The organism is Formivibrio citricus (assembly GCF_900115065.1).
Taxonomy (GTDB): Bacteria; Pseudomonadota; Gammaproteobacteria; order Burkholderiales; family Chitinibacteraceae; genus Formivibrio; species Formivibrio citricus.
The window spans coordinates 122,895-140,748 of the sequence record NZ_FOVE01000007.1 but is presented as its reverse complement, the minus strand read 5'-3'; the positions used below and the strand labels follow the sequence as shown (position 1 = coordinate 140,748).

Below are 17,854 nucleotides of genomic sequence, written 5' to 3'. Positions count from 1 at the left end.
TCCTTGTCGGTATTGCTCCCGGCTTCCCAGCTCTTCAAGGCGTGTTGCAGATGATGCAGATGGCCTTGTTTGGTTTTGGGGCCGGCACTGTTGTCGCTCTGGACGGTCTGATCATCCTGACCGGTCTCCGCCGTATCCGCCTGTTGATGGGTGGCAACCTCGGCCAAGGACTGGGCTAAGGTAAAAGCACTATCGAGCTGGCTTTGCGCTTGAACCCGATCCAGTTGCTTGCCGCTCGCCCCGTTCTGCGCCTCCGTGCTGAGCAAAATCCCGTGCGCAGCGCGGAGCGCCCCGTGCTTGTCGGTCCGCAGTTCAAACCCCTCGCCGCGGGGTTCGCCTTTGCCTTCCGTCCTGGGGTGGATCAGGTAGCCCTGATTCAACTGGGTCTTGGCGTGTTCACTACTGAGTTTGGTTCGGACCTCCCCGGTGGAATCATCCAGCAACAGCTCGTTGTACTGGCTGCCTTTGTATTCCTTGCTCTTGATGCCCGACAGCGTCTTGTTGGCCGGCAGCTTGCCCGCCCCGCTGAAATCCGGCGTCGGATGGCTGCCGTTGTAGAGCACCCCCACCACCACCGGGCGGTCGATATCGCCCTCGATGAAATCGACCAGCACCTCCTGCCCGATGCGCGGAATGAACTGCTGCCCCCAAGCCACGCCGGCGCTGGGGTAGGCCACCCGCAACCAGCAGGAAGACTTGTCGTCCAGATTCGCCCCGAACTCGGGATGCTCGCTCGGGCGTTGCCAATGGAACTGCACCTTGATGCGTCCCTGGCTATCGGTATGGATTTCTTCTTCGGCGGGGCCGACCACGGTGGCGGTCTGAATGCCCAGCGCCGTGGGTTTTGCCCGGAATGGCACGGCCAGCGGCATCAAGCCGTTTCCCGCAAAATCACCATTCCCCGCAACCGTACTGTCCCTTGCCTCGGCACTGACTCCCGGCACCACAGCCACCCCGCGGCGGACTGCCGTAAAGCGGTTCTCGAACAGTGGCGTCGACTCGGCCGTCGCGGAAGAGGAGAAGAGAGAAGAAGGAGAGGGGAAGACAGACGAAGCGGAGGAGGAAGATCCCGCGAAAGAAGAACCCGCCGCACGTTGCCGGTTCAATTCATCCGGCAAGTTGTTGCGTGCCTTCAGCGTCTGACTGAGCACGATGAATTCCCGCGCATCGGCCAAGTCCCCGGCATGGGCCGGATGCTCATCCAGGCGGAACCACTGACCGGCTCCCAACTGTCGTACCGCACCGACCCCGGTAAAGGTCTTGGCGGCCAGATCGTGGGCTTGCTGGCGCAGACGGGCATAACGGGTCAGGTCTTCTTCGTCGCGGCCGAAGTACAGCGATTGCGGATCGTAGTCTTCCAGTGTCGAGAGGGCAGCATTGCCTTGTTCGCCGTGGTTTTGTAGATGCGCCGCGCCGGCTTGTACGGTTGAAACCGGCTGGTAATCGAAACTCGCCAGGGACGTGCGCCCGCTTTGCAGGCGGCGAACGGATTGCCACGCGGTCACCCCGTCTGCCTGTTCGGTCGCATCGTTGCGATGAAAACGCACCGCTGCTTGCGGACAAGCCGGCAACGACCAGACATCGTCGAACAACACCAGCGTATGGATTGGGGTTTCGCCTGAATCATCGAAGCGGAAGGTATAGCTGATACCTTCTTCGGCGAGCAGCCGGGTGATGAAATCCAGATCGGATTCGCGGTATTGCAGGCAGTAGGAACGGGGGGTGTAACTCAGGCGGGTTTCGGCGGAAAACTGGAAGGTCGAGGTAAATGCCGGATTGTCGGCCTGATGCTCCTCCAGAATCTGCTGGACGATGTCAGGAACGCTCAAGTCCTGAAACACCCGGCTGGTGCGCCGCAAAGCCAGCAAGGCCAGAGCGGGTTCGATAGTCAGGCCATAGCGGGCAAAGCCGCCGTCCGAACCCAGATACTCCGCCGCTGTCACCAACCCGCAAATGACCCGCTCAGTCCCGTCTGCACTCAAAATGCCCAAGCGAGCCGGCCGGCCTAGCAGGGCTTTGAGCTCCAGCCCGGCATCGGGGGACAGGCAGACCAATCCATACCGGTACAGCTTCGACACGCCTTCCTCGCCCTGCAAGGTGTGCGGCAGCAGTGTCTCGCCCTCCAGACCCTCCAGGCGGAGCGTCAGCAGGCGGGCGCTTTGCTGGAAGAGAGAGGCAAAATCCGGGAGGGACAGGGGAGGCATGGGCGCAATCTGGACAAAAATTGCGCAAATATTAATTCATTCTTTTGCTATTAGAAAGTATTGGTGTGGCGTATACCGGAAATTTGTTTACTCGATGCTTTGGTATTTACAGCGTCGGTGGATTGTTTGCGCTGATGAGAATGGCTTTCGTCTCGCCGATGTTGCGGAAGCGGTGTGGCTGGTTGCTGGAAAAGTAATTGCCGGTGGCGTCATATGAAAAAACCCCGGATCAATCGATCCGGGGTTTTTTTGACTGCCTTGCCTGTCATGCGCAAGGGGCAGGAGCGTCAGATCTGCTCCGGAACCATCTTGATGGCGCCGCACGGGCACTCTTCGACACAGATGCCGCAACCCTTGCAATAGTCGTAGTTGAACTCGAACTTCTTGCCAGGGCCGAGCTTGATGACCGCGTTGTCCGGACAAACGCCGTAGCAGTTGTCGCACTCGAAGCAGTTGCCGCACGAGAGACAACGACGAGCCTCGAACAGCGCGTTGTTCTCGTCCAGACCGCCTTGCACTTCTTCGAAGGTGGACTGGCGACGGATGATGTCGAGCATCGGGCGCACGGTCTTCGGTGCGTCGGTGTAGTACCAGGTGTTGAGCTTGTCGAACGTGGCTACCTCGTGCTTCGCAGGCTTCACGTATTCGCCGCCGTTCAGCCAGGCGTCGATATGACGCGCGGCCTTCTTGCCGTGGCCGATGGCGACGGTCACGGTGCGGTCGGACGGAACCATGTCGCCGCCGGCGAAGATGCCAGGGGCTCCGGTCATCATGTGCTGGTTGACGTGAACCACCCCGTTCTTGATTTCCATGCCCGGTACGTTTTCGAGCAGGGACAGCTCCACGTCCTGGCCCAGAGCCAGAATCAGCGAGTCGGCTTCCAGTGTTTCGAATTCACCGGTCGGGGACAGCGCGCCGTCTTCTTCGAGCGCGACCTTTTCCACGGTGATGACGCCGCTTTCCATACCCTTGATGGTAGACAGCCACTTCATCAGCACGCCTTCCTGCAGTGCTTCTTCCACTTCGAAGTCGTGCGCCGGCATCTTGTCGCGGGTGCGGCGGTAGATCACGACGACTTCTTCGGCTCCTAGGCGCTTGGCGGTACGTGCCACGTCCATGGCGGTGTTGCCGCCACCGTAAATGGCCACGCGACGGCCGAGCATCGGCTTGTCTTCGCCTTCCATGCTGCGCAGCACCGCTGCGGCATCGAGGATGCGCGAGCCTTCGCAGGCCGGGATGTCGGTGCGCTTGCCGATATGGGCGCCCACTGCCAGGAAGACGGCATCGTAACCGCCGGCCTTCATGGTTTCCTGGATGTCCTTCACCTTGCTGTTGAGCTTGAGATCAACGCCCAGATTCACGATGCGCTGGATTTCGCCGTCGAGCACTTCACGCGGCAGACGGTACTTCGGAATGCCGAAGCGCATCATGCCGCCGGCGACCGGGCCAGCTTCCTGGATGGTGACCTGGTGGCCCATGCGGCGCAGGTGGTAGGCGGCGGATAGACCGGACGGGCCGGCGCCAACCACCAGTACTTTCTTGCCGGATTCCTTGACCGGTTTGTCGAATTGCCAGTTCTGCTTCAGGGCTTCGTCGCCGAGGAAGCGCTCGACCGAGTTGATGCCGACGGCCGAGTCGAGCTGGCCGCGGTTACAGGCGCTTTCGCAGGTGTGGTAGCACACGCGGCCCATCACGCCCGGCATGGGGTTGTCGGCGGTCAGCGTTTTCCAGGCTTCGCGGTAGTTGCCGGATTCGGCGTGGAACAGCCAGCCCTGGATGTTTTCACCGGCCGGGCACTGGTTGTTGCACGGCGGGATGCGTTGCAGATACACCGGGCGGAAGGTACGCCACGAGCCCGTCTTGTTGGCGAGCGAGGAGCCTACGTCCAGCGTGATGGCAAACGGCTTGTCGATTTGTTTGTTTTCCATGTTTTTCTCCCCCGCTTACTTGTTGTCGTCCAGAAGACCGAATTTGCGGATGTTGCGGTCGGCCATTTCCTGGAACCGGGCGATGACTTCCACGTTCGGATTCTTGCCGAAGAGGTGGGCAAAACGCCGCTGCGGTCTGAGGTAATCTTCAACCGGCTGCTTCTGGCGGATCTTCGATACGCTCACGACTTCGCCGTATTCGGCGGAGTAAACCGGGAACAGGCCGGTTTCCTTGGCCAGACGTGCCAGGCGGATGGTGTCGTGGCTCGCGGCACCCCAGCCCAGCGGGCAGGGTACGAAGATGTGGATGTAGCGGGCGCCGCGGAATTCCATGGCGCGCTTTACCTTGGCTTCCAGATCGTGCAGGTCGGCGACCGTGGCGGTGGCAACGTAGGGAATGCCGTGCGCCATGGCGATCTGCGGCACGTTCTTGCCCTGGCCCCACGCGTTGCCCGGCTCCGGGCCGACCGGCATGGTCGTCGCGGTGCGCGCGGCCGGCGGGGTAGCGGAGGAACGCTGCACACCGGTGTTCATGTACGCCTGGTTGTCGTAACAGATGTAGAGCACGTCGTCATTGCGCTCGAACATGCCGGAGAGACAGCCGAAGCCGATGTCGGTGGTGCCGCCGTCGCCGCCTTGGGCGATCACGCGTACGTCTTTCTTGCCCTTGACCTTCATCGCGGCGGCGACGCCGGTGGCCACGGCTGCGGCGTTGCCGAACAGCGAGTGGATCCAGGGAATCTGCCACGAGGTTTCCGGATACGGCGTGGAGAACACTTCCAGACAGCCGGTGGCGTTACAGGCAATCATCTGGTTGCCGGTGGCGCGCATCACGGCGTCGATGGCGTAACGGGCGCCCAGCGCTTCGCCGCAGCCCTGGCAGGCGCGGTGACCGGAGTTGAGCGAGTTGGTGCGGCCCATGTCGGCTTGACCCGTGCGCTGCTCGGGAGCCAGCAGACGGTTGCCGATGGTGAAGGTGCCGGTCTGGTAAAACTTGATCGGTTCGTATGACATGACTGATTCTCCTTAGCCTACGCTGCTGGAACGCACGGCACTGACATCACGCAGAATGTTCTCGGCGATCGGGCCGGAGCGGCGCTGGGTGCGCTCGCGCTCAAGCTCGCGGTTGACGACGTCCCAGTCCAGATCGAGGAAGTGCAGCGCTTCGAGTTCGCCCGCTTCTGCCTGGCGGAAGACGCGGTGCAGCGAGGTGCGCAGAATGTTGCGGCCACCCAGGCCGGCCACCACGCAGTAGATACGGCTGTCGATGCCGTCGAGCGCCAGACGCACGTTGCTGGCGACAACACCGCCCACGCCAATGGCGATGCTCTTTTCCAGCACCACGACATGCTTGGCCTTCGACAGCGCCTTGCGGATGGCTTCGGCCGGGAAGGGGCGGAAGGAATGGATGCCCAATACGCCGATCTTGTGGCCTTCGGCGCGCATCTCGTCGACCGTGTCCTTGATCGTGCCGATCACGGAGCCCAGCGCCACGACGATGGTTTCTGCATCGTCACACAGGTAGGAGCGAACCAGACCGCCGGAATCGCGGCCGAAGATTTCCTTGAATTCGGCGGAAATCTTCGGGATCAGATCAAGCGCCTGCATCTGCTTGGCATGGGCGAGGTAACGCACTTCGGAGAACGCTTCCGGGCCGACCATCGCGCCGATGGATACCGGTGCGGCGGGATCGAGCGACTGGCGCGGGCTGTATGGCGGCAGGAAGGCATCGACCTGTTCCTGGCTCGGCATGTCCACTTGCTCGTAGGCGTGGGTCAGGATGAAGCCGTCCATGCAGACCATGACCGGCAGGCTCAGCTCTTCGGCCAGCTTGAAAGCCTGGATGTGCAGGTCGGCGGCTTCCTGGTTGGTTTCGGCGAAGATCTGGATCCAGCCGCAATCGCGCTGGCTCATGGTATCGGTGTGGTCGTTCCAGATGTTGATCGGCGCACCGATGGCACGGTTGGCGACGGTCATCACGATCGGCAAGCCCAGGCCCGAGGCGTTGTACACGGCTTCGGCCATGAACAGCAGGCCCTGCGAGGCGGTGGCGGTGTAGGTGCGCGCGCCGGCGGCCGAGGAACCGATCGCGACCGACATCGCGGCGAATTCGGATTCGACGTTGGTGTATTCGCAATTTTGCAGCTCGCCCGATTTTACCAGCTCGCCCAGACCTTCAACGATGTGGGTCTGCGGGGAGATCGGGTAGGCACAGATGACTTCCGGGCGGCACAGGGCCACGGCTTCGGCTACGGCGTGGGAGCCTTCGGTCTGCTTAAGCATGGGCGGCCTCCATTTCATTCTTGACAGTGTTGTAGGCTTCCGTCGCGGCGGCGATGTTGCCTTCGGCGATCTTGCCGGAGAACTTGTCGCGGATGGCCGAGGCAACGGCATCGATCGAGATCAGGCCGGATGCAGCAGCAAAAGCGCCGAGCAGCGGCACGTTGGGAACCGGGCGGCCGACGTGTTTGAGCGCGAGGTCGGTCGCGGAAACGGTCAGCAGGCGTTCCGGGCGGAATTTCTTGGAAAATTCGCCCAGGCCCAGTTCTTCGAAAGTCTTGTTGGTGTTGATGATGATGTAGCCGTCGGGTTTCAGCCCGGCAAACACATCCACGGAGAAGAGCAGGGTCGGATCCTGAATGATCAGCGCGTCCGGCTCCATGATCGGCTCGCGCAGGCGGATTTCCTTGTTGTCGATGCGGCAGAACGCAACGACGGGCGCGCCGGTGCGCTCGGAACCGAAGCTGGGGAACGCTTGCGCGTTACACCCTTCCAGAAACGCAGCGATCGAGAGCATTTCAGCCCCCGTCACCACACCTTGGCCTCCACGGCCGTGTATCCGTACTTGGAACATTGTGTGTCTCCTTTTGAAGGATGCGGCTCAATCTGGAATTCCGGAAAGTCTGTGGAACCGGGATCCCAATGAACGGCAGAGTCAGATTCTGGACTTGATTTTGTCCGTCGATGTCCGAATCGGTGCGTATTGTATTGGCATGATCTGGATTTTTGGAACAATCCGATAGGCCTGTTTTTGATAATTGGCTTGTGAATTGACGTTTTGTTGATTTGCAGCAAATTAGTGTTTTTGTCGGGTGTTGTTCGACGGTGTTGCTTTGAAAAAATATCTAAATAAACAAATACATATGATGTTTTTTTTGTGTTTTGTGGCTGGGTGAGTATTGCAAAAAGTCATACGATGTCGTACGATCTGAACATGGTTTTTGTCGTGAATGTTGTGTCGATTTAATTTGCTTAATTTAAATTTTTTATTTGAATTTTGCGAATTGCGATTATTGTGGAATTGAATAAATGGCAACGGTTGAAAAAAAAGCATCGCGCAGTTTGACCCAGGCAGTCGTGGACAATATTTCCGAGAAGATTCGTCGCGGTACATTGCAGCCCGGACAGAAGCTTCCTACGGAACCCGCGTTGATGACGGAATTGGGTGTGAGCCGAACCGTGGTGCGAGAGGCCATCTCCCGGCTGCAGGCCGCAGGGCTCGTTGAAACGCGCCACGGGGTCGGAACCTTCGTGCTGGAAGAGCAATCGCAGGGGATGCTGTGTTTCGTCCCCGGTGCCGTGCTGACAATCCAGGAATCGCTGGAGATGCTGGAGCTGCGTATCAGCCTGGAAGTCGAGGCGGCAAGCCTTGCAGCCTTGCGCCGCGAGGAATCCCACCTGGAAGGGATGCGGCGGGCGATTGAGGAATTCGAGGCCGGAATCGAAAGCGGTGCCGATACGGTCGGTGCGGATTTTCGCTTCCACCTGCAACTGGCCAAGGCGACTGCCAACCAGTACGTAGAAGGGATTCTGCGCCATCTGGGCACCTTGATCATTCCGCGTACCCGCGTGGATGTTGCCGGTTCTCCTGAATCTCCGGACCATTATTTGCGGCAAATCCATCAGGAACACCGCGCTATTTATGAAGCAATTCTGCGCAGGGATACGGATATGGCGCGCGCGGTAATGCGCACGCATTTATCCAATAGCCGTGAACGTTTGCGTCAGGCTGCGGAAATACAGGCTGGCGGCGAGGCATAGACGAGCTGGCGGGAATGGCGTTTTGACATGTTGTTGATGTACGATGTCTGATGACTGGCGCGCGCCGTGTTGTTCAGCGCGCGGCTTGTGGTCTGAACTTGAGAGGCGAACAAACAGATGCTGCGATATCTCTTGCAACGTCTTTTCCTGATGCTGCCAACCCTGCTGGGGGTGCTGCTGGTCACGTTCCTCGTGATCCAGTTCGTTCCGGGTGGGCCGGTGGAGCAGATGATGTACGAGCTCAAGGGGCGCGGGTCGGGCGAAGTCGCCATGGCCACCACCCAATCCACGGGCAGTCTCTACCAGGGCGCGCGCGGCGTGGACGCGGAGCGCCTGGCCGAGATCAAAGCCCTGTACGGTTTCGACAAGCCCGCCCACGTGCGTTTCTTTGAGATGCTCGGCCGCTTCGCGCGTTTCGACCTCGGCCAGAGCTGGCGCCACCACGCCGATGTCTGGACGCTGATCAAATCCAAGCTGCCGGTATCGATGAGCATCGGCCTGACCAGCTTCTTCCTCGCCTACCTGATCGCCGTGCCGCTCGGCGTGGCCAAGGCGGTGCGCCACGGCAGCCGCTTCGACCTGATCTCCACATTGATCATCATGGCCGGCTATGCGATTCCGGGCTTCGTGCTGGGCGTGGCGTTGCTGGTGTTGTTCGGTGGTGGCAGCTTTTGGCAGGTGTTTCCGTTGCGCGGGCTGACTTCGGACAACTGGGCCGATCTGACCCTGATGGGCAAGCTCATGGATTACCTGTGGCATCTGGTGTTGCCGGTCACCGCGATGACGGTCGGCAGCTTTGCCAGCCTGACCATGCTGACCAAGAACACCTTCCTCGAAGAGATCCGCAAGCAGTACGTGATGACTGCGCGTGCCAAGGGCCTGTCCGAACGCCGCATCTTCTGGAAGCACATCTTCCGCAATGCCCTGATTCCCTTGCTGGTGGGCTTGCCGGAAGCCTTTCTGGCCGCATTCTTCACGGGCAGCATCCTGATCGAAACGCTGTTCTCGCTGGATGGGCTGGGGCTGCTTTCGTATGAATCGATCCTGCGCCGCGATTACCCGGTGGTGCTCGGCTCGCTTTATTTCTTCACGCTGCTGGGGCTCGTGGGCAAGCTGGTTTCCGACTTGTGTTACGCGCTGGTCGATCCGCGCGTCAGTTTCGAAGGAGCGCAATGATGGCAAGCATGGGGCCGTGGCGGCGAGCCTGGCAGCGTTTCCGTGCCCAGAAGCGGGCGTTCCGCAGCCTGTGCCTGTTTGCCGTGCTGTTTGTCGCGAGCCTGGGGGCCGAGTTGCTGTCCAACGACAAGCCGCTGCTGGTGCGCTATGAAGGGGCGTATTACGTGCCCCTCATCAAGGATTACCCGGAGACCGCGTTCGGCGGCGATTTCCCGACGCCGGCCGATTACCTCGACCCGTTCATCCGCGAGCAGTTGTCCCGGCCTGGCAACTGGGCGCTTTTCCCGCCCAACCGCTACGGCGCCAACACGATCAACTACTTCGCCCCCAGTCCCAACCCCGCGCCGCCTTCCGCCGTGAACTGGCTGGGAACCGACGACCGCGGGCGCGATCTGCTGGCGCGCCTTTTGTACGGTTTCCGTGTTTCGGTGTTGTTCGGGCTGGCGCTTACTTTTGCCGGCAGTGTGCTGGGCGTGCTGATTGGCGGCGTGCAGGGCTACTTCGGCGGACGCATCGATCTGGCCGGGCAGCGCCTGACCGAAATCTGGATGTCGATGCCGGAGCTCTACCTGCTGTTGATCTTTGCCGCGATCTTCGAGCCGAGCCTGTCGATTCTGCTGGTCATCATGACGCTGTTCGGCTGGATGGGGCTGGCCGATTACGTGCGCGCCGAGTTCCTGCGCACGCGCAACCTGGAATACGTGACTGCGGCGCGGGCGATGGGGCTGTCCGACTGGCAGATCATCCGCCGCCACGTGCTGCCCAACAGCCTGACGCCGGTGCTGACCTTCCTGCCGTTTCGCATGAGCGCGGCGGTGCTGGCGCTGACCAGCCTGGATTTCCTCGGCCTGGGCGTGGCTGGCCAGTATCCGTCTCTGGGAGAGTTACTGGCGCAGGGCAAGGCCAACCTCGATGCCTGGTGGATATCCCTGTCCGCCTTCGCAGCTTTGGTGGGAATGCTGTTGTTGCTGATCTTCATCGGGGAAGGGCTGCGCCAGGCTTTCGATACGCGGGCGCAGGGCTGATCTGGCCTGCGCGGCAATGACGGGATTAATCCCGTCTTGCGAGCTTGTGCAGCCTTGTCAACCCAATGTCGGCAAAGCCTGATCTGCCTGGGATTTCTCTGCATGCCTCACAGGCAGGTATACCCGGAACGTCGTACCTTTGCCGCATTCGCTGCTCACGTCGATGCGTCCACCGTGTTTCTGGACGATGCCGTAGGATAGCGACAGCCCCAACCCTGTTCCCTTGCCGACCGGCTTGGTGGTGAAGAACGGGTCGAAAATGCGGCTCAGGTTTTCCGGGGGGATGCCGCAACCGTTGTCGGCAATTTCCACCCAGGCTTCATCTTCCCGTGTGCCGGTACGGATCGTGATCTCGCCGTGACCGTCGATGGCATGACCGGCATTGACCAGCAGGTTGAGGAAAACCTGGTTTATTTCCTGCGGCAGGCATTCCACGGACGGCAAATCGCCGTATTCCTTGTGGATGGTCGCCTTGTATTTCAACTCGTTCCAGACCAGATTCAGGGTGCTGTCCAGCCCTTTGTGCAGATCGGCATCCTGCCAGACGCTGTCGCCGGCATGCGAGAAATCCTTCAGGTTCTGCACGATTTTTTTCACCCGCATCAGGCCGTCTTTGGATTCGTTGAGCAGGGCGAACACGTCCTCGCGCAGATAATCGAAATCGATCTGCTTGCGATAGGCTGCGATCTGCTGCTGTGCGGCTGAATCTGTCTGCTCATGAAGTGCCAGCAACTGCATCAATTCCTTCACATAGCGTTCGAGGCTGGTCATGTTGGAGATCACGAAACCGATTGGATTGTTGATTTCGTGGGCCACCCCCGCTGCCAGTTGCCCGACGGCCGCCATTTTTTCCGATTGCAGCAGCAGCCTTTGGGTTTGAACCTGTTGTTCGTTGAGTGTGTTGATCTCATCCAGCGCTTGCCGCAGGTCGTTTTCCGCTTTCTGGTGTTCGGCTACGGCGTATTGCAGTTGCCGGTTCTGCGTTTCAAGCTGCGCATGCATGGTCTGCAATGCCAGATGGGTGTTGATGCGTACCAGTACTTCCGCAGTTTCGAACGGCTTGGTCACGTAATCGACCGCTCCCGCTCCGAAGCCCGCCATCTTGTCATGAACATCGGTAAGCGCAGTCATGAAAATCACCGGAATATCGCTGGTTTCGGGAGTCGTTTTCAGTCTGCGGCAGGTCTCGAAGCCGTCGATGCCGGGCATCATCGCATCCAGCAGGATCAGGTTGGGGCGGGCGAAGGCTGCGCGTTGAAACCCTTCTTCGCCATCCTGCGCCACCAGTACACGAAAGCCGTGCTCTTCCAGGTAATCCACCAGAATGCCGATATTGGCCGGAACGTCGTCGATAACCAGAATAGTGACATGGCCATCCGTATGCGTTGCTTCACTCATGCTGCGATTCCTTTTGCAGATATTCCCGGACCAGTTCCAGCAGCGCGCGCGACTGGTAATTCCTTGCAAGTTGGCGCAAATGATCGGTAAACGGCGCATACCGGGAGTCGAACGCGTCAATGTAATCGCACCATTCGCGTATGGCGCGCATGTTGCCGGTGCGGGCGAGTTCATGCAGAACATCGATTTCGCTGCGGGGCGGCAATGTCTCGACTACCGGATGCTTCGGGGAAGACACTTCGTGCAGTTTGCTGGTGCGAATCCAGTTCAGCCCAAGACATTCGGCGAGCTTGTCCAGCAACAGGTCGCGGTCTGGTGGTTTGGCAAGGAAAACGCTGGCCCCCGCCAGGATGCTCTGATCCAGTTCTTCCCGGTTGGCGTTGGAGGAGGTCGCGATGATCGGCAATGATTCCATCTCAGGAATCTGCCGGATGCGGCGAATGGCATCCTGCCCGCTCATGGTCGGCATGACCATGTCCATGATGACGAGATCGGGCTGTTGCAGCCGAATCTGCTCAATGGCTTCCAGACCGTTGCGGGCTTCGCACAGATCGAAGCCGATCGCGGTCAGCCAGTTGACGAACATCAGCCGGTACATCGCCGCATCGTCCACGATCAGGATTTTCCGGCGCGGCCCCTCGTAACCGCAGATGGTCTGTTCTTCCGGCACGCATGTTTGGCCGGTTTCAATTTCGGTCAGGCCAATATCGAACCAGAAACGGCTGCCCGTGCCCGGCAGGCTTTCGACGTGGATGTCGCCCCCCATCAACTGCACCAGCTGGCGGCTGATGGAAAGCCCCAATCCCGTACCGCCTACGCGACGGCGCAGTTCTCCCGCCTGCTCGAAAGGCTGGAACAGGGTTCCCATTTGCTCTGCCGGAATGCCGATGCCGGTATCGGTGATTTCGAAGCGCAAGTGCGCCGTTTCTTTCTCGCGGGACAGGCAACGTACCCGCAGCGTGACTTCGCCGCGATCGGTGAATTTCACCGCATTGCCCAAGAGGTTGAGCAGAACCTGGCGCAGCCGTTTTTCATCTGCATGGATGACGGCCGGTAAATCCGCAGCGGTATCCATGATAAACAGCAGGCTTTTTTCTTCAACACGGACCCGGATGATGTCCCCAACCGTTTTCAGGAAGCTGGCCAGATGCAACGGCGTGGGGTAAAGCTCGAACTTGCGGGCCTCGATCTTGGCCATGTCCAGAAGATCGTTGATCAGCGCCAGCAAATGCTGGCCGCCGTGGATGATCGGCTCCACGCATTCAGCCTGTTTTTTTGAAATTTCCGGGTCGTGCTGGAGCAGTTGCGCATAGCCGAGAATGGCGTTGAGCGGCGTGCGCAATTCATGGCTCATCGTCGCGAGGAATTCGCTCTTGGCACGGTTGGCTGCTTCGGCGGTTTCGCGCGCTTGCCGGTCAGTTTCGGCACGCTTGTGCTCGGTGATGTCGGTGGAAATACCGCAAACGGCATAAGGTTTTCCGTTCGCGTCGTAGAGCGGGTATTTGACGGCCAAGTAGGTATGCAGGCCGTCCTCTTGCTGGATCAGATCTTCGACCTGTACTGCGCTGCGATTATCGATGGCCTGCTGTTCCGCGGCGCGGATTGGTGCGGCCTGCTCAATGGAAAACATGTCGTAGACCGTCTTGTTGAGGATGTCATCCTGCGTAACATGGTGGACTTCGCAGAAACGGCGATTGACCAGCAGATAGCGACCTTCCAGATCCTTGACGAAAATCACGGCAGTCGAGTTGTCGAGAATAGACTGCAGCAGGGCGCGGTTTTCCTGCAGGGTGTGTTCGGCTTGCAGGTGTGCGGCCGTGCGTGCTTCGATTTTCGCGCCCATGGCATTGATGCCTTCCTGCAATAGACCCAGTTCGTCATGGCGCGAGATCGTGGTGATGCGGGCGGTCAGATCGCCGTTTTCAATGCGCCGGACGCAATCGAGCGTGGCCTTGATCCGGGCCAGCAGGCGCCGGCCGAACAGGTGGATGAGCAGCGCCTTGAGGCACAGCACGATGAAAGTGATTCCGCCGACAGTGCGCAGGAATTCGTATTTCCTGGCGAACATTTCCTCTTTGGTAATGGAAATGCCGATCAGCCAGTCGACGGTGGGGGCCGTAGTGAACACCGCATAGCTCGGCATGTCTTGGTAGACATACTCAATGCTGCCGTCCCGCTGTTCGAACATTCTCGGAACGAATTCGAGCGTGGAGCGATGTCCGCTCGGCCGCATTGGATGATAGATGACGCGCTGGTCCGGGTTTTCCAGCACGAACAGCCGGACAGTCTTCAAACCTTCCTTGTGGCGCATCTGTTCGTAGAGGTTCGCGGCCATATCTGAGGCCGCGCGTACTCCGGAGCGGTTGAGTGTCTGGATGATCTGCTGCTTGGCATTGTCGAGCTCAAGACGCAGCACCTGCTCCTGCGAACGGTAGAGAATGCTGCTGATGATGACTGTACCGGCTCCCAGCACACAGGCGGTCATGACCAGGATGATGCCGATAGACAGCAGGTTCAGCCTGGTCATGATCTTTAGCTGGAAGCCGGTTGTTTTTTGCTCCATGAGCATGTGTTTTCTCTATCCGGATCAGAAGCGGTGCTTGTCCACGTTGTCTCTGGTAAAGACCATCACGGGCAGGGCCACCTGCAGGTTCTGGTTGTCTTTCCGGGGGGTGAAATTGCCGAGCCGTCCGGCTTTGAAAGGCTTGCCTTCGCTGATTTCGCCCCTGAGCAGACGGTAGGCGCTGTAAACGGTCAGATAGCCGTGATCGGGCGCATTCCACAGCAAAACCTTCCTGGCCGTGCCGTCTTTCAGATAACCGCGCATCAGGTTGGGTGTGGAATTCCCGACCACGGCCACTTTGCCGGTCTTGCCCGCTTCCTTGATCGCTCGTGCCACGCCGGGAACGTTTGGCACGCCCAGCGCGATGATTCCCTTGAGGTTGGGGAAGGTTTTCAGGTAATCCTGAGTGATGCGATAGGCTTCTTCCGTACTTTCTCCTGCCGGGCGGATATCGACGATTTTCAGACCGGGATATTGGGCATAGAGATGCTTTTTGATGGCCGCTATCCAGCTCGCCTGATTGGGGGCAGAGAAGGTTGTGGTCACGATGGCGATCTCGCCTTGCGGACCGGTTTCCTCCCGGATGGATTCGACCAGCTGTTTGCCGAATTCATCGAAATCGACCAGGTTGACGAAGAATTCGCGGAAATTGGCATCGCCATCCCAACTCATCACCCTGATACCGGCTTGCCTCGCCTTTCTCAGTACGGGCGCAATGGCGACCGGATCGTTGGCGGCGACAGCGATCAGATCCGGTTTGGCCGGGATGAGTTTTTCGATCATCTCGATCTGTTTTTCCACCTGATCCTGTGTGGGACCGGTCCAGGTTACCTTTACGCCGGGAAGCTCGCGCGCCGCCGCATCCACGCCCTGTTTCACCACACCGTAATACTGGATGCCGACCAGCTTGGGCATGATGGCGATGTGGTATTTTTCTGCCCCGCTAACCGGGGTGGCAAATAACAGGCCCGTTATCCACAAGCCGGTCAGGGCAACGAAATTCATGCGTTTGCTCATCGATGATTCCTTTTGAAGTTCCTGGCTGCACTGTTTCATTCCCGGCAACGAGCGTTATCGCGGGGGTGGCAATTACAGTATATGAAATTGATGCGATTGCGCCTTGTAAAAGCCGTCGTGTTTGGCGAATTTGACATGGCAATGGTAGAGCCCCGGTTTTCTTGCTGACGGCAGGCAGATCGCTCTTGGTCTATCTTTACGGTGCGGCGCAGCTGCTTTTCATTTGAATTTGGCGGGGCAAAACTTGAATACCTCCAGGTTTGCAAAACCGGTATATATGTTGGCGGCTTTTCTTTTGGCCACAGCCGTGCTGTGGGCTGCCATTTTTGCCTTGCTGCAATCCACGCAACGCGAAGCCATGCAAAGGGCGACCACGGTAGGACAGAACCTGGCCCGTACGGTAGCAGAGACTGAGAGCGCTTCTATCCAGTCGCTTGACCTGCTTGTCCAGCATTTTCGCAAGGAGTGGATTCATCACCGCGATGAATTTCCTGCCATGGTCGAATGGCACCGGGAGTTTCTGGCGCGATCCTCGGTTGTCCAGGTAGGTATCATCAGCGCCGATGGCAGGCTGGCTTTCAGTAATGTTCAGGGCTGGACTCCGGTTGATTTATCGGATCGGGAGCACTTCAAGGTTCACAAGGCGCGTGGAACGGATGAACTGTTCGTCAGCGCCCCAGTGCTGGGACGGGTTACCAAACAATGGACTATCCAGTTCACACGACCGATTTTCGATGAGCGCAAGCAATTTGCTGGCGTGATCGTGTTCTCTGTCCTGTCCCCTGCACTCGAAAGGCTGCTCAAGGTATTCGACTTGGGCGAGGGCGTGATTATTTCTCTGGCGCGCTTCGATGGACAGATCGTTGCCCATTCGCGCGATATTGCTCAAGCCAGCAAGGTTTCTTTGGCCGGAAGTCACGGATTGCTGTCCGATGAACCTGAAGCCGGTGAATTTCAGAGGAAAAGCTATATCGACGGCACCATGCGTCTTTATCGCTACCAGAAAGTGACGGCCTATCCGTTTACCGTGTTTGTCGGGCAGGACGTACCCGTGATCCTTGCCCAGTACAACAGGCTTCGTACCCTCTATTTCGTTGTCGGTGCATTGGTAACAGCATTGATGCTGGCAATCATGTTGTTGCTGATTGGCCGCTATCGCAAAAACGAAGAAGCCCAGCGAAACAAAGTCAAGTTTCAGGAGGAGTTGCATCAAAGCGATGAGAGATGCCGTTTGATTGCCGAAACCATTGATGCGGTTTTCTGGTCAGCTGATATTTTTGACAGGTGTTCTTTCTATGTCAGTCCGGCGTATGCTCGTATCTGGAAACGAGATATTTCCAGTTTGGAAAGCGGGCTGCACCCATTGGCCGAATCGGTTCATGAGGCGGACCGGCAACGTGTTTTGGCTGATCTCGAACTCAAAAAGGAAATACCTTTCGAGCATGAATACCGGATCGTTCATCCGGACGGCAGTGTGCACTGGATTTGGGGGCGCGGATTCCCCGTGCGCAACGATGCCGGGCAAATAACTCGTTACGTCGGCTTGGCCAAGGATGTGACTGCGCGCAAGCTGGCAGAGGAAAAACTGAGCCGCTTCAACGATGAGCTTGAGCAACGCGTCGAGGAGCGAACAACCGAACTGCAGGCGGCCAATGCGGCGTTGCTGGATGAAAAAGAGCTGCACGAAGCGTTGATCAAAAAGCTCGAAGAAGCCCAGAACCAGTTGCTGCAGTCCGAGAAAATGGCTTCCATCGGTCAACTGGCCGCGGGGGTGGCTCATGAAATCAACAACCCTATCGGATTTGTCAGCTCAAATCTTGGGGCCTTGCAGCGCTATTCTCAGGACATGCTGAAACTTTTGCAGACGTATGAGCAGGCTGAAGGCAGTTTGACAAGCGAAGTGCAGGAGGAGTTGGCACGGCTGAAGCATCAGATTGATTTCGACTACCTGCGCGAAGACCTCGGCAAGTTGCTCGGTGAATCGCAAGACGGCCTGCAGCGGGTGAAACGGATTGTGCAGGATCTGAAGGATTTCTCACACGCAGGCGATTCGGAGCGGGTGTGGGCCAATCTGGAGAACGGGTTGGAGAGTACCCTCAACGTGGTGTGGAACGAGATCAAATACAAGGCCATGGTAATCAGGGAGTATGCCGGCATTCCGGACATCGAATGCATCCCCTCCCAGCTCAATCAGGTGTTCATGAACCTTCTGGTCAATGCAGCGCAGGCGATCAAGGACAAGGGGCAGATCACCGTGCGCACAGGCAGCGACGATGTGAACGTGTGGGTGGAGATCGCCGATACCGGATCAGGCATCAGCCCCGAAAACATGAACCGGATTTTCGATCCGTTTTTCACGACCAAGCCTGTCGGGCAAGGGACCGGTCTGGGCTTGTCGTTGTCCTACAGCATCGTGCAGAAACACGGTGGGCGGATCGAAGTGAGCTCAGTGCCGGGCGAGGGAACGACATTCCGGGTGGTGCTCCCGCTGTCGCGATAGAA

At 58.7% G+C, this 17,854-nt stretch carries 13 protein-coding genes; 5 read left to right on the top strand and 8 right to left on the bottom strand.

What is annotated here, in order from left to right; translation table 11 throughout:
• On the bottom strand, nucleotides 1-2,204 hold a 2,204-nt coding region (locus BMZ36_RS06530; protein ID WP_091193056.1), incomplete at its 3' end, for a type VI secretion system Vgr family protein.
• Between BMZ36_RS06530 and BMZ36_RS14290 the strand changes: the two genes are divergently transcribed.
• Nucleotides 2,203-2,421: a hypothetical protein gene (locus BMZ36_RS14290; RefSeq protein WP_143085988.1), complete on the top strand. Its 219-nt coding sequence runs from the start codon at nucleotides 2,203-2,205 to the stop codon at nucleotides 2,419-2,421. The two genes, BMZ36_RS06530 and BMZ36_RS14290, sit on opposite strands and share 2 nt — an antisense overlap.
• A 70-nt stretch (nucleotides 2,422-2,491) precedes the next feature.
• Here the strand turns inward: BMZ36_RS14290 and BMZ36_RS06525 are convergent, their stop codons facing one another.
• The 4 genes from BMZ36_RS06525 to BMZ36_RS06510 are packed head-to-tail and all read right to left on the bottom strand — an operon-like array spanning nucleotide 2,492 to nucleotide 6,986.
• A complete protein-coding gene (locus BMZ36_RS06525; protein WP_218142649.1) occupies nucleotides 2,492-4,132 on the bottom strand; it encodes an NAD(P)-binding protein in 1,641 nt (546 codons plus the stop codon).
• A gap of 15 nt (nucleotides 4,133-4,147) precedes the next feature.
• Nucleotides 4,148-5,146: a thiamine pyrophosphate-dependent enzyme gene (locus BMZ36_RS06520; RefSeq protein ID WP_091193054.1), complete on the bottom strand. Its 999-nt coding sequence runs from the start codon at nucleotides 5,144-5,146 to the stop codon at nucleotides 4,148-4,150.
• Between the two features lie 12 nt (nucleotides 5,147-5,158).
• Entirely contained in the window at nucleotides 5,159-6,415 is a 1,257-nt protein-coding gene (locus BMZ36_RS06515; RefSeq protein WP_091193052.1) for a transketolase C-terminal domain-containing protein, read from the bottom strand.
• Complete coding sequence (locus BMZ36_RS06510) at nucleotides 6,408-6,986, bottom strand: 2-oxoacid:acceptor oxidoreductase family protein (RefSeq protein ID WP_091193049.1); 579 nt, start codon at nucleotides 6,984-6,986, stop codon at nucleotides 6,408-6,410. Before BMZ36_RS06510 ends, BMZ36_RS06515 begins: the two co-directional genes overlap by 8 nt.
• Before the next feature lie 455 nt (nucleotides 6,987-7,441).
• Between BMZ36_RS06510 and BMZ36_RS06505 the strand changes: the two genes are divergently transcribed.
• The 3 genes from BMZ36_RS06505 to BMZ36_RS06495 all read left to right on the top strand — a co-directional run bounded on the left by BMZ36_RS06505 (nucleotide 7,442) and on the right by BMZ36_RS06495 (nucleotide 10,374).
• Nucleotides 7,442-8,173, top strand: coding sequence for a FadR/GntR family transcriptional regulator (locus BMZ36_RS06505; RefSeq protein WP_091193046.1), 732 nt, complete (start codon nucleotides 7,442-7,444; stop codon nucleotides 8,171-8,173).
• A 117-nt stretch (nucleotides 8,174-8,290) separates the two neighbouring features.
• On the top strand, nucleotides 8,291-9,349 hold the full coding sequence (locus BMZ36_RS06500; protein ID WP_091193043.1) for a microcin C ABC transporter permease YejB: 1,059 nt from the start codon (nucleotides 8,291-8,293) through the stop codon (nucleotides 9,347-9,349).
• On the top strand, nucleotides 9,346-10,374 hold the full coding sequence (locus BMZ36_RS06495; protein WP_091193040.1) for an ABC transporter permease: 1,029 nt from the start codon (nucleotides 9,346-9,348) through the stop codon (nucleotides 10,372-10,374). The genes BMZ36_RS06500 and BMZ36_RS06495 overlap by 4 nt, the downstream gene beginning before the upstream one ends.
• Nucleotides 10,375-10,431: 57 nt before the next feature.
• Here the strand turns inward: BMZ36_RS06495 and BMZ36_RS06490 are convergent, their stop codons facing one another.
• The 3 genes from BMZ36_RS06490 to BMZ36_RS06480 are packed head-to-tail and all read right to left on the bottom strand — an operon-like array spanning nucleotide 10,432 to nucleotide 15,352.
• Nucleotides 10,432-11,772 (bottom strand): ATP-binding protein, encoded by a 1,341-nt coding sequence (locus BMZ36_RS06490; RefSeq protein WP_091193037.1) that lies wholly within the window; start codon nucleotides 11,770-11,772, stop codon nucleotides 10,432-10,434.
• Entirely contained in the window at nucleotides 11,765-14,335 is a 2,571-nt protein-coding gene (locus BMZ36_RS06485; RefSeq protein ID WP_177187807.1) for an ATP-binding protein, read from the bottom strand. Before BMZ36_RS06485 ends, BMZ36_RS06490 begins: the two co-directional genes overlap by 8 nt.
• 24 nt (nucleotides 14,336-14,359) lie before the next feature.
• On the bottom strand, nucleotides 14,360-15,352 hold the full coding sequence (locus BMZ36_RS06480; protein ID WP_177187806.1) for an autoinducer 2 ABC transporter substrate-binding protein: 993 nt from the start codon (nucleotides 15,350-15,352) through the stop codon (nucleotides 14,360-14,362).
• 295 nt (nucleotides 15,353-15,647) lie between these two features.
• On the opposite strand from BMZ36_RS06480, the gene BMZ36_RS06475 reads away from it, so the two are divergent.
• On the top strand, nucleotides 15,648-17,852 hold the full coding sequence (locus BMZ36_RS06475; RefSeq protein WP_218142648.1) for an ATP-binding protein: 2,205 nt from the start codon (nucleotides 15,648-15,650) through the stop codon (nucleotides 17,850-17,852).
• The last annotated feature ends 2 nt before the right edge of the window (nucleotides 17,853-17,854 follow it).

Coding starts and splice junctions, on each gene's coding strand:
- BMZ36_RS14290 (WP_143085988.1), top strand. CDS start 2,203: ATGGGCGCAATCTGGACAAAAATTGCGCAAATATTAATTCATTCTTTT.
- BMZ36_RS06525 (WP_218142649.1), bottom strand. CDS start 4,132: ATGGAAAACAAACAAATCGACAAGCCGTTTGCCATCACGCTGGACGTA.
- BMZ36_RS06520 (WP_091193054.1), bottom strand. CDS start 5,146: ATGTCATACGAACCGATCAAGTTTTACCAGACCGGCACCTTCACCATC.
- BMZ36_RS06515 (WP_091193052.1), bottom strand. CDS start 6,415: ATGCTTAAGCAGACCGAAGGCTCCCACGCCGTAGCCGAAGCCGTGGCC.
- BMZ36_RS06510 (WP_091193049.1), bottom strand. CDS start 6,986: ATGTTCCAAGTACGGATACACGGCCGTGGAGGCCAAGGTGTGGTGACG.
- BMZ36_RS06505 (WP_091193046.1), top strand. CDS start 7,442: ATGGCAACGGTTGAAAAAAAAGCATCGCGCAGTTTGACCCAGGCAGTC.
- BMZ36_RS06500 (WP_091193043.1), top strand. CDS start 8,291: ATGCTGCGATATCTCTTGCAACGTCTTTTCCTGATGCTGCCAACCCTG.
- BMZ36_RS06495 (WP_091193040.1), top strand. CDS start 9,346: ATGATGGCAAGCATGGGGCCGTGGCGGCGAGCCTGGCAGCGTTTCCGT.
- BMZ36_RS06490 (WP_091193037.1), bottom strand. CDS start 11,772: ATGAGTGAAGCAACGCATACGGATGGCCATGTCACTATTCTGGTTATC.
- BMZ36_RS06485 (WP_177187807.1), bottom strand. CDS start 14,335: ATGGAGCAAAAAACAACCGGCTTCCAGCTAAAGATCATGACCAGGCTG.
- BMZ36_RS06480 (WP_177187806.1), bottom strand. CDS start 15,352: ATGAGCAAACGCATGAATTTCGTTGCCCTGACCGGCTTGTGGATAACG.